Annotated in this window: 12 protein-coding genes; 4 read left to right on the forward strand and 8 right to left on the reverse strand. The window is 67.6% G+C overall.

The genetic code is table 11. The annotated features are described in order from the left end of the window. Nucleotides 1-103: 103 nt before the first annotated feature. Nucleotides 104-472 carry an EF-hand domain-containing protein gene (locus ASC83_RS01520; RefSeq protein ID WP_056057038.1) on the reverse strand — a complete coding sequence of 123 codons (369 nt, stop codon included), beginning with the start codon at nucleotides 470-472 and terminating at the stop codon, nucleotides 104-106. A 316-nt stretch (nucleotides 473-788) separates the two neighbouring features. Between ASC83_RS01520 and ASC83_RS01525 the strand changes: the two genes are divergently transcribed. Then, nucleotides 789-1,229, forward strand: coding sequence for a hypothetical protein (locus tag ASC83_RS01525; protein WP_056057040.1), 441 nt, complete (start codon nucleotides 789-791; stop codon nucleotides 1,227-1,229). Nucleotides 1,230-1,489: 260 nt separating this feature from the next. Further along, the gene (locus ASC83_RS01530) at nucleotides 1,490-2,059 is read left to right on the forward strand and encodes a cob(I)yrinic acid a,c-diamide adenosyltransferase (protein WP_056057043.1); all 570 of its coding nucleotides are present in this window, start codon (nucleotides 1,490-1,492) and stop codon (nucleotides 2,057-2,059) included. A gap of 198 nt (nucleotides 2,060-2,257) precedes the next feature. Here ASC83_RS01530 and ASC83_RS01535 read toward each other — a convergent pair whose 3' ends face one another. The 4 genes from ASC83_RS01535 to ASC83_RS01550 form a co-directional block, all read right to left on the reverse strand. Continuing rightward, nucleotides 2,258-2,680: a hotdog fold thioesterase gene (locus ASC83_RS01535; protein ID WP_056057688.1), complete on the reverse strand. Its 423-nt coding sequence runs from the start codon at nucleotides 2,678-2,680 to the stop codon at nucleotides 2,258-2,260. Nucleotides 2,681-2,931: 251 nt separating this feature from the next. After that, nucleotides 2,932-4,083 (reverse strand): ABC transporter substrate-binding protein, encoded by a 1,152-nt coding sequence (locus ASC83_RS01540; protein ID WP_056057691.1) that lies wholly within the window; start codon nucleotides 4,081-4,083, stop codon nucleotides 2,932-2,934. 190 nt (nucleotides 4,084-4,273) lie between these two features. After that, entirely contained in the window at nucleotides 4,274-5,815 is a 1,542-nt protein-coding gene (locus tag ASC83_RS01545) for an acetyl-CoA hydrolase/transferase family protein (protein WP_056057044.1), read from the reverse strand. 142 nt (nucleotides 5,816-5,957) lie between these two features. Continuing rightward, entirely contained in the window at nucleotides 5,958-7,247 is a 1,290-nt protein-coding gene (locus tag ASC83_RS01550; protein ID WP_056057047.1) for a solute carrier family 23 protein, read from the reverse strand. A 131-nt stretch (nucleotides 7,248-7,378) separates the two neighbouring features. On the opposite strand from ASC83_RS01550, the gene ASC83_RS01555 reads away from it, so the two are divergent. Both ASC83_RS01555 and ASC83_RS01560 read left to right on the forward strand, forming a co-directional pair. Beyond that, nucleotides 7,379-8,125, forward strand: a complete 747-nt coding sequence (locus ASC83_RS01555) for a zf-TFIIB domain-containing protein (protein ID WP_056057049.1) — start codon at nucleotides 7,379-7,381, stop codon at nucleotides 8,123-8,125. A gap of 197 nt (nucleotides 8,126-8,322) precedes the next feature. After that, a complete protein-coding gene (locus ASC83_RS01560) occupies nucleotides 8,323-9,237 on the forward strand; it encodes a class I SAM-dependent methyltransferase (protein WP_235509284.1) in 915 nt (304 codons plus the stop codon). Between the two features lie 100 nt (nucleotides 9,238-9,337). On the opposite strand, the gene ubiM is transcribed toward ASC83_RS01560, so the two are convergent. From ubiM to ASC83_RS01575, 3 genes are all read right to left on the reverse strand, one after another. Then, nucleotides 9,338-10,624, reverse strand: coding sequence for a 5-demethoxyubiquinol-8 5-hydroxylase UbiM (gene ubiM, locus ASC83_RS01565; protein ID WP_056057052.1), 1,287 nt, complete (start codon nucleotides 10,622-10,624; stop codon nucleotides 9,338-9,340). Nucleotides 10,625-10,803: 179 nt separating this feature from the next. Beyond that, nucleotides 10,804-11,235 (reverse strand): hypothetical protein, encoded by a 432-nt coding sequence (locus tag ASC83_RS01570; RefSeq protein WP_056057054.1) that lies wholly within the window; start codon nucleotides 11,233-11,235, stop codon nucleotides 10,804-10,806. 167 nt (nucleotides 11,236-11,402) lie between these two features. Further along, entirely contained in the window at nucleotides 11,403-12,299 is an 897-nt protein-coding gene (locus ASC83_RS01575) for an alpha/beta fold hydrolase (protein ID WP_056057056.1), read from the reverse strand. Nucleotides 12,300-12,473: the final 174 nt, after the last annotated feature.

Here is a 12,473-nt window from a genome sequence, read left to right on the forward strand (position 1 = left end):
AAGGCCTGCCCACGCCCTGGAGTTCCAGCGCGGGCAGGCTTTGCGGTTTGGTAGTTGCGCCTACCCCGGCCTCTGGCTCAGGGCAGTTAAGCGTTGGGCAGGGTCAGGACTGCACCCCCTTGTCGAACTCGGCGCGGGACAGAGATCCGTTCTTGTCGGTATCGAGTTCCTTGAAACGTTGGCTGATGGCTGGCAGCGTGGCGGCCTCTTGCGCGCTCAGCTGACCGTCCTTGTTGGTGTCGGCCTTGTCAAATGCGGCGGCCGCTGCGGTGGAGACGCCGCCACTGCTGGGCCCCACAGAAAAAGGCGAGCCTGACTGTGCGGTGCTCTTGCTTGCGGGGCCAAATTGGGGAGGAGAGGAAGAGGAGGACGTCTGTGCCTGCAAGGCACCCACACCACCCAGAGAGAGGGCGGCGAAGAGCATCACGCTGCGTGTGTCGAACGAGTAGTGGCGTCGTTGCAGTGCTTTCATGGTGAGCCTGGCTCCTTGGAAGTTGAACAGGGTTGCATTGCACCGCAGCAAAGCGTGCCGCGCCAGCACTCTTGCCTGCTGTTGCCTCACTCTACATTTGCCAGCGCGGTGTAACGCGGCACGCCGGTTGTGTGTAGATGTCCGCACAGTTTGTAGCCAGACGCAAGCGTCCCCTGGTGCGCATTCACACCCCACCTGCTCAAGCGCTTGGCCTGACCTGCAAGCCCGTGAACGTCCTACAAGCGGGGTCGGGGCGCGGCAAAACAATGCATCCAAGCATTTCGCTTGATCGCACGTTTTTCCGAAGGAGTTCTCCATGCAAAAGCAAACCGTCTTCGCCGCTCTGGCCGCACTGGCATGCACCGCTGCGCTGGCCCAGGCCCCCGCCAACAGCAATGCGCGCCCTCCGTCCGAGGTGAACCCTTCTGCATCCGGAGGTGCGGCGGCGTCCAAGGCACAAAACAAGGTGGACACGCGCAGCGCCAACAGCAGCGCCATGCCTGCCAACCCCGCAGCTGGCGACGGACGTGCGGCTCCGGTGGCCGAGATCAACCCCAGCGCTTCAGGCGGAAAGGCCGCAGCCAAGGCCGATGCACGCGTCAATGCGCGCCTGATGGACACCAACGGCGACGGCATGGTGTCGCGCCAGGAGTGGGACACCTACCACGCACATGCATGGGACACCATGAAGCCCACCAACGCTGGCGTATCCACAGCAGACATCGACAAGCTCAACCGCGCCCCCGCTGCGCATTGATCTCGCCGTACGCAGCGCCTTCATAGCGCTGCGCCGTCGCCCTGTGGCGCACCATGTTGTGTGCCACAGGGCGTGGGTTCGCGTAGCGGGCATGCTGCGCGTGGTGGGCAGTCAGTGCTCAGGGCGCAGTGCGTAGGGGATTGGAGGCGAAACGCTTGCACCCGCGTGGCGGTGGCGGAGAATCCGGGCAGATTCACTGCGGTGGCTTGTGCCGCGCAGAAGCTGGCATCCATCCTCCCGTTTCCTCATCAAGGCACCCCATGGGCAACCGACTCACAGAAATCGCAACCCGCACCGGCGACGCCGGCACCACCGGCCTGGGCAACAACCAGCGTGTCTCCAAGAACAGCTTGCGCATTCACGCCATGGGAGATGTGGATGAACTCAACTCGCACATCGGCCTGTTGCTGTGCGAGCCGCTGCCCGACGAAGTCCGCACCCTGCTGGTCGAGGTGCAGCACCAGTTGTTCAACCTGGGAGGCGAGCTGTCGATCCCGGGCTTCGAGCTGCTCAAGGCCGACGCCGTCTTGGCATTGGACGAAGCCCTGGCCCACCACAACGCCGCGCTGCCGCGCCTGCAGGAGTTCATCCTGCCCGCGGGCACCCGCGCCGCGTCACAGGCCCACGTGTGCCGTACCGTGGCCCGCCGCGCCGAACGCGCCGTGGTCGCCCTGGGCAACGAAGAGGCGCTGAACGACGCGCCGCGCCAGTACCTCAACCGCCTCTCCGACCTGATGTTCGTGCTGGCCCGCGTGCTCAACCGCATGGATGGCGGTGATGACGTGTACTGGAAAAGCGAGCGCCTGGCCCAGCAAAACGCTACAAAATAGATAGCTACCAGCGCATATTCTTCTAGCGCTTGGGGCCGATTTCATCAAAAACACCCCCAGCCTTTGCCACGGGTGCGTCCCCAGGCCAAAACCGCCGCGCAAGGGCCGCCCCGCCGCGCTGGCGGTGTCCCCCATCCCGGATCGCGCTAGCGATGCGAGAGAAGGGAGTAGGCGCGAAGCGCCTCAGGGGGATGCACTTTATCTCGGTGTGAGGATCGCCATCGTCAGCCGCGACACACAGGTCAGCTCACCCGCTTCGTTGTGCAGATCGATGTGCCACACGTGTGTGGTGCGGCCGATGTGCACCGGCTTTGCCGTGCCGGTCACCCAGCCGCTGGTGGCAGAGCGCAGGTGGTTGGCGTTGATGTCCAGGCCCACGGCGCGGTAGCCCTCTGGCAGGGTGTAGTAGGCGCCGGTGGAGCCCATGGACTCGGCCAGCACCACGCTGACACCGCCGTGCAGCAGACCAAAAGGCTGGATGGTGCGGTGGTCTACCGGCACGCGGGCGCGCAGAAAGTCGTCACCCACCTCGACAAACTCAATGCCCAGGTGCTCTACGGCGGTGTTGCGGTTGGCGGCCTTCAGCAGGGCCAGGTCGATGGGTTTTTTCCAGATGGGCATGGTGGTCACGGGGCAGGGCCAAGTCAGTGCAAGCCGCTGATTGTGCCAATGCCTGTGGCCCCGCCCTGTGCCGCAGGCGCCTAGGAGCCTGTCCGACTTGGAAGTCGTCGGCTGCGAATCGGCCGCACCGGTCCATTTTTTACCGTCTTTTTGCCCCATAGCTGGGCTATGGGTCTGCAAGTCCGGCAAAAACTGTCCTCGCTGGGGCCGATTCTCGCTATCGACGCTCCAAGTCCGACAGGCTCCTAGCCTCAGCCCACAAACTTCCCGTTGGCGCCCATCACCCCCAGGTCCAGAAAACGCGAGCCCACATACGGCGCGCCGCTGGCGTAGTCGATGGACAGGCCGCCCAGGTCGTTGCTGCGGATGCCTGCGAGGGCGTTGCGCAGCTTGGCGCGGGTCAGGTCGCGGCCGGCGCGCTCCAGGCCCTCGGCCAGCACGCGGGCGTTCACATAGCCTTCAAAGCTGCGGGCCGAGAACTCCTGGTAGCCCAGTGCGCGCATGGCCTTCTGGTAGTCGCGCACCACGGCAAAGCTGGTGCGGGCCGCGTCGGGCAGCACCATCGACAGCGCAATGCCCGAGGCCTTGCCACCGAGCTGGCGCAGGTTGTCGCCCGACAGCGCTACGCTGGTGGCGGCCAGCGGCGTGCTGGGCGACACTTTCTTGAACTCGTTGACCAGCGTGGCGGTGATGTCGCCCGCCGTGCCCAGCAGCACCGCATTGGGTTTGGCGGCCACGGCCTTGCCCACCACGTCGGCCACCTGGGCGCCTTGGGCGTCGAGCTTGAAGGCTTTGGGTGCGGGCTGCTTGGCGGCGGCCATGGCCTTGGTCACATCGGCCAGAAACTCGCGGCCAAAGGCGGTGTCCTGGTACACGACAGCCAGCTCGGTGATGCCCATGGACACCAGCTTTTGCGCCAGGCGCTGGGCCTCGTCGGTGTAGCTGGCGCGCACGTGGAACACCGAGCGGTACTCGGCCTTGCGCAGCGAGGTGGCGCCGCTTTGCGGGGCCACGTAGGGGATCTGCGCCTCGTCCACCAGCGGCAGGATGCGCTGGTTGTTGGCCGTGCCCATGCAGGAGATCAGCGACACCACGTTGGCATCGGCAATCAGCTTGCGCACGTTGTCTTCGGAGCGCGCGGCGTCATAGCCGTCGTCCATGGCCAGCAGCTTGATCTCGCGGCCGTGGATGCCCTTGGCGTTGGCCTGGGCCAAGCCTGCGTCCAGCCCCTGCTTGAGTTCCTTGCCCAGGCTGGCCAGGGCGCCGGTCGTACCCAGCGAGCAGCCAATGGTCACGCTCTTGGCGTCCATGGGGTCTTGCACGCCAACGGCGCGCGACGAGGGGGCAAGCAGCAGGCCGGCGCTGGCGGCCACGAGGGATTGGGTGAACTGACGGCGTTGCATGGTCATCAAAAAACTCGCAGACAAAATGCCACCAGCCCCGCATGGGGGCTGGTGGGGGTGGACAGGGGGAGGTCGAAAGACCTAGGGTTAACCCTGATTTTATCTGCGCAGGCTGGCAATTGGCTGTCAAAGGCCTGCGGGCTCTGGGGTGAGAGCCGCGTCCTCTCACGCCCCTCACGCCCTTCGCTCTTTACCCCGCGCTGGCAGGGCCCGCTGGCGCGCGCATGCTGCCCGTCTCCACATACCGCTGGTGCCACGACAAGGCCTCGTTCAGCAGGTGCGGCGTGTGCTGGCCCACGGCGCCCCGTTTGGCGCGGGCCACATAGTCGTGCAGGGCGGGGCGGAAATCCGGATGCGCGCAGCGGTCGATGATGATTTCGGCGCGCTGTGTGGGCGAATGGCCGCGCAGGTCGGCCAGGCCTTGTTCGGTGACAAGGATCTGCACATCGTGCTCGGTGTGGTCCACATGCGAGGCCATGGGCACGATGCACGAGATGCTGCCGTTCTTGGCCAGCGACGGCGTCATGAAGATTGACAGGTAGGCATTGCGCGCAAAGTCGCCCGAGCCGCCGATGCCGTTCATGATGGCCGAGCCCATCACATGCGTGGAGTTCACGTTGCCATAGATGTCGGCCTCGATCATGCCGTTCATTGCGATCAGGCCCATGCGGCGGATCAGCTCGGGGTGGTTGCTGATCTCCTGCGGGCGCAGCACGATGCGCTGCTTGTAGTAGTCGATGCGGTCGTTGAAGTCCTGCATGGCCGCCGGGCTCAGCGACAGCGCCGTGGCCGAGGCGCTGGCCAGCGTGCCCGAGCGCAGCATGTCCAGCATGCCGTCCTGCAGCACTTCGGTGTAGGCCGTGAGGTTGTCGAACGGGCCGTTGTTCAGCCCTGCCAGCACCGCGTTGGCGATGTTGCCCACGCCCGACTGCAGCGGCAGCAGGTCTTTGGGCAGGCGGCCCTTTTTCACCTCGTGCTGCAGGAAGTCGATGATGTGGCCCGCGATGCGGTTGGAGGTGTCATCGGGCGCGGCGTACACGCTGTTGCGGTCGGGCTGGTTGGTCATCACCACGGCGATGACCTTGCTCGGGTCGCAGCGCAGGTAGGGCTCGCCAATGCGCTCATCAGGCCGTGTCATGGGGATCGGCTTGCGGTGCGGCGGTACATCGGTGCCGTAGTAGATGTCGTGCATGCCCTCCAGCTGCGGGTTGTGCCAGGCATTCACTTCCAGGATGACCTTGTCGGCCTGGTCCAGCCAGGTCTTGTTGTTGCCCACCGAGGACGAGGGGATCAGGCGCCCGTCGGGCAACACGCCCGCCACCTCGACCACCGCCACATCCAGCTTGCCCAGAAAGCCGAACCACACGAACTGCGCCACGTGCGACAGGTGGATGTCCACATACTGCATCTGCCCCGCATTGATCTGGCGGCGCACCGTGGGGTCGGACTGGTAGGGCAGGCGCATCTCGATGCCGTCTACCTGGGCCAGCGCGCCGTCCAATTCGGGTGCGGTGCTGGCGCCTGTCCACAGCCCGATCTTGAAGCCAAGGCCCTGCGCGTTCAGGCTTTCGATGCGGCGCGCCAGCGCGCCGGGCACGGCCTTGGGGTAGCCCGCGCCGGTGAATCCGCTCATGCCCACATGGGCACCGGCAGGGATCAGGGCGGCCGCCTCATCGGCGGTCATGGTGCGGGAGAGAAAGTCGGGGTACAGCACCCGATCGGCCAGGGACATGAACAAACTCCGCAAAAAGAAAAAGGCCACCCGCCCGGTGAGCGGATGGCCCTGTGGACAAAACCCAGGATGCTAGCCTTCGTTCCTTACAAATTAAGGGTTAACCCTTACAAATGCGGTTCAGCCTGGCCACATCCACAGATTACGCCGCTTTGCGGTTGAGCAGCGCGTACAGCAGGATCGCCCCGAACGTGGCGGTGCCGATGCCACCCAGCGCGAACTGGCCGAACTTGAGCGTGAAGTCGCCCGTGCCCAGGATGAGGGTGATGGCCGCCACGATGAGGTTCTTGTTCTGCGAAAAGTCCACCTTGTTATCCACCCAGATCTTGGCACCCGCCACCGCGATCAGGCCAAACACCACGATGGACACGCCGCCCATCACCGGCAGCGGAATGGTCTGGATCAGTGCGCCGAACTTGGGGGAAAAGCCCAGGACCAGCGCAAACACACCCGCCAGCAGGAACACGGCGGTGGAATAGATCTTGGTCGCCGCCATCACGCCGATGTTCTCGGCATAGGTGGTCACGCCCGTGCCGCCTGCGCTGCCACTGACCATGGTGGCAATGCCGTCACCGATGAACGCGCGGCCCATGTAGCGGTCCAGGTTCTGGCCGGTCATGGCCGTCACGGCCTTCACGTGGCCCAGGTTCTCGGCCACCAGGATGATGGCCACGGGCGCAATCAGCAGCATGGTATTGCCGCTGAACTGCGGGGCTGCAAAGTTCGGCAAACCAAACCACGCAGCGTTGGCCAGTGCGGTCAGGTCCATGGGCTTGCCCAGGCCCAGGCCGTTGGTCAGTACCGCATAGATGATGCTGGCCACGATCAGCCCCACCAGGATCAACAGGCGCTGCACCATGCCGCGCGTGAGCACGGCCACCAGGCCCACGCTCACAAAGGTCACCACCTGCATCCAGCTGTCAAAGTTGCTGGCCGCCATGTTCTTGATGGGAATGCCCGCGAGGTTCAGCCCGATCACCGCCACCACCGAGCCGGTGACCACGGGCGGCATGAAGCGCTCGATCCAGCCCGTGCCAATCGCCTGCACCAGCGCGCCGATGAGGGTGTAGACCAGGCCACACGCAATGATGCCGCCCAGCGCCACGCCGATGTTGGCATTGGCCCCTTGGCCCGCATAGCCCGTGGCCGCAATCACCACGCCAATGAACGCAAAGCTGGAGCCCAGGTAGCTGGGCACCTTGCCGCCGGTGACGAGGAAGAAGATCAGCGTGCCGATGCCGCTCATCAGGATGGCCACGTTCGGGTCAAAGCCCATCAGGATGGGCGCCAGCACCGTGGCGCCAAACATCGCAATCACGTGCTGCACGCCCATCACCGCCGTCTGCGGCCAGGGCAGCCGCTCGTCCGGCGCGATCACGCCGCCTTGTTGCAACACATCAGCGCTTTTCACACGCCAGTTCATGAATCCCATGTGGTTGTTCCTTGTGGTTGAGGCGCGAATGCTAGTGGATGCGGCCAGGGTGGGGGACGAGCATCCCGGGCGGGTTACGATGCCCCCGCCCCCGCGAGGCACCCCGCACCGCTGCCCAGACCCTCACTGCCATGTTTCCTGCACCCACTTGCCCCTCGTGCCGCCAACCCATGCAGGCACACCGCTTTGCCAGCAACCTGGGCGATTCGCTGGAGCTGGACATCTGCTTTGCCTGCCAGGGCCTGTGGTTTGACCGGCACGAGAACCTGAAGCTCACGCCCCAGTCCGTGGTCGAGCTGTTTCGGCTGCTGCACGAGCACCGTGTGGACCAGCACCAGGCCCTGGCCGAGAGCATGGCCTGCCCGCGCTGCAACACCAGCCTGGCCAAGGGTTACGACGTGGTGCGCAGCGGCCGCTACATGGTGTACCGCTGCGGGCGACAGCATGGGCGCTTCAGCACCTTCTCGTCCTTCATGGTCGAAAAAGGCTTTGTGCGCCACATGACGCGCCCCGAGATCGACGACCTCGCCAAGCGCGTGGGCGCCATCTACTGCACCAGCTGCGGCGCGCCCGTGGACATCCGCAAAGACCACGCCTGCCCCTATTGCCGCGCCGCGTTCTCCCTCATCGACCCCCAGGCCGTGGTGCGCGCCATGGAGGGCTATGCCACCGCGAGCGCCAAGGCACCGGCGGCGCCGGCATCGCCCGTGGACATTGGCGACGCCCTGGTGGCCCTGGAGCGCGACCGCACCCGGGCCGAGCGGGAGCGCCAGAAGCGGGCGTTCACCACGGCCAGCAGCGACGCCAGCGACAACACGTTCACCGGAGATCTGTTGGCCGCCGGGGTGGCGCTGGTGTGGGCGCTGGTGAAGGACTAGGTATTCAGCGTCGCGCTGGCCGCAAGCCCCGCCAGTGCATTGACATACCGCAGCACGCGCTGCGGTCATTCACGACAGACTGGGGCAGACCGTTCAGAATGGCCCAAGAACCTGTTGAACAGGCTCTAAGGCCCTTGCCCTGGGCCACACCGCATCCCACGCAACCGTGGCGCCCGCAGCCACTGGAGGAGCGCCCCGTGCCGCAGTCCCCCACCAGACGCCCTGCCCGATCGCCGCGCAGCCCTGCGCCACCGGCGCGTGCGCTCCACCGCACCAGCAGCCTGCTGCAGCGCGCGCAGCTGCCCCCCGTGCCCAGCACCTTGCTCATCCCTTTGGTCGCGCGCGCCCACGGCGGGCGCTATTTCCCCTGGCTCGACTGCCACGATGCCGTGGCCCAGGCCTTGCTGACGCAGTTGGGTGCCGATGTGAACAGCACCCTGGACGACCTGCCCACGGTGCTGCATGTGCTGTGGCGCACCCGCGCCATCAAGGAGGCGGGGCGCGCCTTTTTTGCCGAGCACCCGCAGGCCCTGGGCGTCAACCTGGGGTGTGGCCTCACGCACCACTTTCAGTGGCTGGACACGGGGGCCAACCAGTGGCTTGATGCGGACCTGCCTGCGGTGATGGCGCTGCGCAAGCCCCTGTTGCCGCCGCAGTGCCCGCGCATGCGCCATGCCGATCTGGACCTCTCGCAACCCGGCTGGTGGCAGCGGCTCGGGCTGCCCGCGCAGCGCACCGCCCCCCCGGTGCTGCTGGTGTGTGAGGGCGTGTTGATGTACCTGCCGCCTGCGCAGGTGCACGCCGTGCTGGCCGAGTTTGCGCAGCACGCGCCGCCGGGCTCGCACATGGTGCTGGATGTGATGACGCGCCAGGCCGTGGGTTGCGCGGCCCGCCACGCCAGCGTGGGGCCTACGGGCGCGGAGTTTCGGTGGGGGGTCGGCCGCATGGCAGAGCTGGCGGCCGTGCACCCGCGCCTGCACCTGCTGCGCGAGCAAAGCGTGGCGGAGGGCTACGGCTGGGCCGGTATTGCCATGGACATGTGGTGGCGCCCCTGGCTCGGTGCGCCGCTGTATGGTCTGGCCACGCTGGGGGTAAGGGACGGCTCCTCCTGAGCCGCTTCGCGTCGTCCCCCTGAGGGGGACGCCACCGGTGGCCTGGCAAAGCCAGTTCCACGGTGGCGCTGGCGTGGGGCGCGCCCGTTGCAGAGGTTGGCTACGGCCTGAGCGTCAGTGCGCGCATCCATTGGGGTGCCTTGCCCGTCAGCTGCCCCACGATGGCCGCCTGCAGCGGTGGCAGGCGCCGCGCGCCCTGCAGCACCAGTTGCCGCAGCAGGCGGGGCACCGGGCGGGCGTCGGTGTACAGGCGCACGATGGCGTTGGTGCCCTGGTAGATGGACCAGGCGTGGCGGTGGTGGCCCTGGGCGTAGGGGGCCAGGGCGTCGTCGCTGCCAATGTCCTGCCCGCGCTGGCGGGCGCTGACCAGCGCGGCCGTGAGCCGCTCCACCCCCGCCAGCCCCAGGTTGTAGCCATGCGCCGTGACCGGGTGCATGCCCACGGCGGCGTCGCCCAGCAGCGCGCAGCGGTGGCCCGCAAAGCGCTGGGCATACACGGCCACCAGCGGGTAGGCGTGGCGTTCGCCCACCAGCGCCATGGGTCCCAGCCGGTCGTTGAACTGGGCCTGCACCTGGGTGGCAAAAGCCTCGGGGCTTTGGGCCATCAGCGCGGCGGCGTCGGCCGCGCCCGCCGTGACCACCACCGAGCACAGCGCCTGTCCCGTCTGTGGGTCATCGGGCAGGGGCAGCACGGCCAGTGTGCGGTCGTAGCCAAAACATTCGTGCGCCACGTTGCCGTGGGGCAGGGCGTGGCGCATGCGGCAGACGATGACGGTGCGGCCAAAGTCGGTCATGTCTGCGCCAAGGCCCAGTTGGCGGCGCGTGGCCGAGAAGCGGCTGTCGGCGGCCACCAGCAACGGGGCCGTGAGGCGCTGGGGCGTGGCGTGGTCGCCAGGGCCCGTGTGGGAGGGCACGCAGTCCAGCTCGGCATGGCCGGGCAGCGCGGCCACGCGGGTGACCTGGGTGCCGGTGAGCAGGCGCACGCCCGGGGTGCTCGCAGCCACCGCGTGGGCTGTGCGCCGCAGCGCGTGGTTGGGCACGATGAAGCCCAGGGCGCCGGGAGCTGACACATCGCCGTGGGTGCCGCTGGCCGCGTTCAGTTGCAGCGCGCTATGGCGGCCCAGCGGGCCGTCGTGCACCTGGGCCTCGGAAATCTGGCCCACCTCGTGGTCGGCCAGGTGCGCCCAGCTGCCCAGCCGCTGCAACGTTGCCCGGCTGGGGTGGGTGAGGGCGATTTCGCGGCCGTCAGGTGCGGGCTGGGCCAGCGCGCGGTCGCCCTGCTGCTCCACCACGGTGGCGGTGAACCCGGCCTGCGCCAGGGAGATGGCCAGCGACAGGCCCGCCGGGCCTGCGCCGACGATGAGCACGTCGCTGTGGTGGGTGGTCATGGCGGGATGAATACAGGGTGACAAGGTGCCCGCCCCGGGTCGGGGAGGCCGCGCGCCATTGTGGGCGGGCGGGTCTGGGCACGCTTTGCCCTGCGTCAAGCCATGGCGTGGTGGCGCTATCCAATTGATAGCTGCTCAGACATATGTTTCTAGCGCCTGGGGGCTAAAACAATCGAAACTCAGTCTCTGGCTGCCTTGCGCGGGGTTTTGCTGGACTTCTTTTTGGCCGGGCCTGCCTTCTTGCCGCGCAGGTGCAGCACCCAGGTGACCAGCAGCCACAGGTAGCCCGCCGGGATGCTGTACGCCGCAAAAGCCGCCAGCGACAGTGGTGGTGCGGTGATGGAGCGCGGGTTGGCAATGGTCTCCAGCAACTGGCGCGTGCCGGTGCCCAGCGTGGGCGTGGCGTGCTGGCTGCCCGAGCGGGCCATGAGGGCGCCCATGAAGGTGAAGAACTCCATCAGCAGCGCGCCGATCAGAAAACAGGCCAGCAGGGCCATCAGCTGTGCAAACGCCCGCCGGTTGCCCTTGGCCAGGAACACGATCGCCGACACCAGCCACAGCGCGGGCAACAACAGGACCAGGGCGGGCCAGGCGGACAGGAGAGTGGACATGGGAGACACGGCAGGTAGCAACAGGCAGCAGGGGCCGCTGGTGCGGGCACCAGCGATTCATCGGCAGGGCGCCTCCAGGAAGGCGGCCGAGTGCGGATGATAGAGGCTGCCTGTCTCCGGCTGATTCCGGCAGGTCGCGCGACCCGTCTGCCACCACCGGCCGGCGCTTACGCCGCCACAAAGTCGGCCACGGCCTGCAGCACCTCCGCCTGCTGCAGGATCTTGCGGTGCCCCAGCCCCTCGGTGGCCAGCAGCGCGGCACCCGGAATGTGGTCGCGGTAGGCCTCGCCGTCAGCAAAGCGGTTGATGCGGTCGCCCCGGTCGTGCACCACCAGCGTGGGCAGTGCAATGCGCGGGCCCACGGCGGGGGGCTCGAACTGTCGCATCAGGATGCCCTCGCGCGCCTCGATGCGCCGTTGCATGGCGGCGCGGGTGCGCTCGGACAGGCCAAACACCTGCGCGAACAGGCGCGTGTATTCGTGCGGCGAGGCGGGCGGCGCCAGCAGCACCAGCCGCCCGGTGGCCAGGCCCCGGCTGGCCGCATGGGCCGCTGCGTTGGCCGCCAGCGAATGGGCCACCACGGCGTGGGGCGCCGAGTCCTGCGCGTGCAGGCGGGCGGTGGCGTATTCGATGGCACGGGCGAACTGCGGCAGGTTGCTCACGCGGCCCCGGCTGCCGCCGTGTGCGGGCAGGTCCACCAGCACCGGGCGCAGGCCGCGGCCGGCCAGCGTGTCGGCCAGCGGCAGCATCTGGCGCGCATGCCCGCCCCAACCGTGCAGCAGCAGCACCGTGGGGCCGTGCGGCTGGGCCTGGGGCAGGTACAGCGTGATCTCGGCGTCCTCAAACGCCAGGCGCTCCGTGCGCCAGTGGCCCGGTGGCACGGCGCTGCGGCCCGGTTTGCGCAGGGGCAGGGGCGTGCCAAACAGGCGGTAGGCCGCGCGCACGGCCAAGGTGGGCCACAGGCGCTCGGCCGTGCCCAGCGCCACACGCAGCAGGCGCATGCCGGGGTGCTCGCCGTAGAAGCTGGACGTGGCCTGCAGCGCGGCGGATGGGGAGGTGTTCATGGTGGGACTCCAGGAGGGAGATGGGGGTAGATGGGGGAGGTGGACTGGGCGGACGGTCAGTAAAAGATCCAGTCCCGGTTGCTGCGCGGGAGGCTGGTGAGGGTGCTGCGCAGCGACCGGATGGCGCCCACTGCGGCCGCGATGGCGGCGATGCCCAGGATGATCAACATGGTG

Source organism: Acidovorax sp. Root402 (assembly GCF_001425125.1).
Lineage (GTDB): Bacteria > Pseudomonadota > Gammaproteobacteria > Burkholderiales > Burkholderiaceae_C > Acidovorax > Acidovorax delafieldii.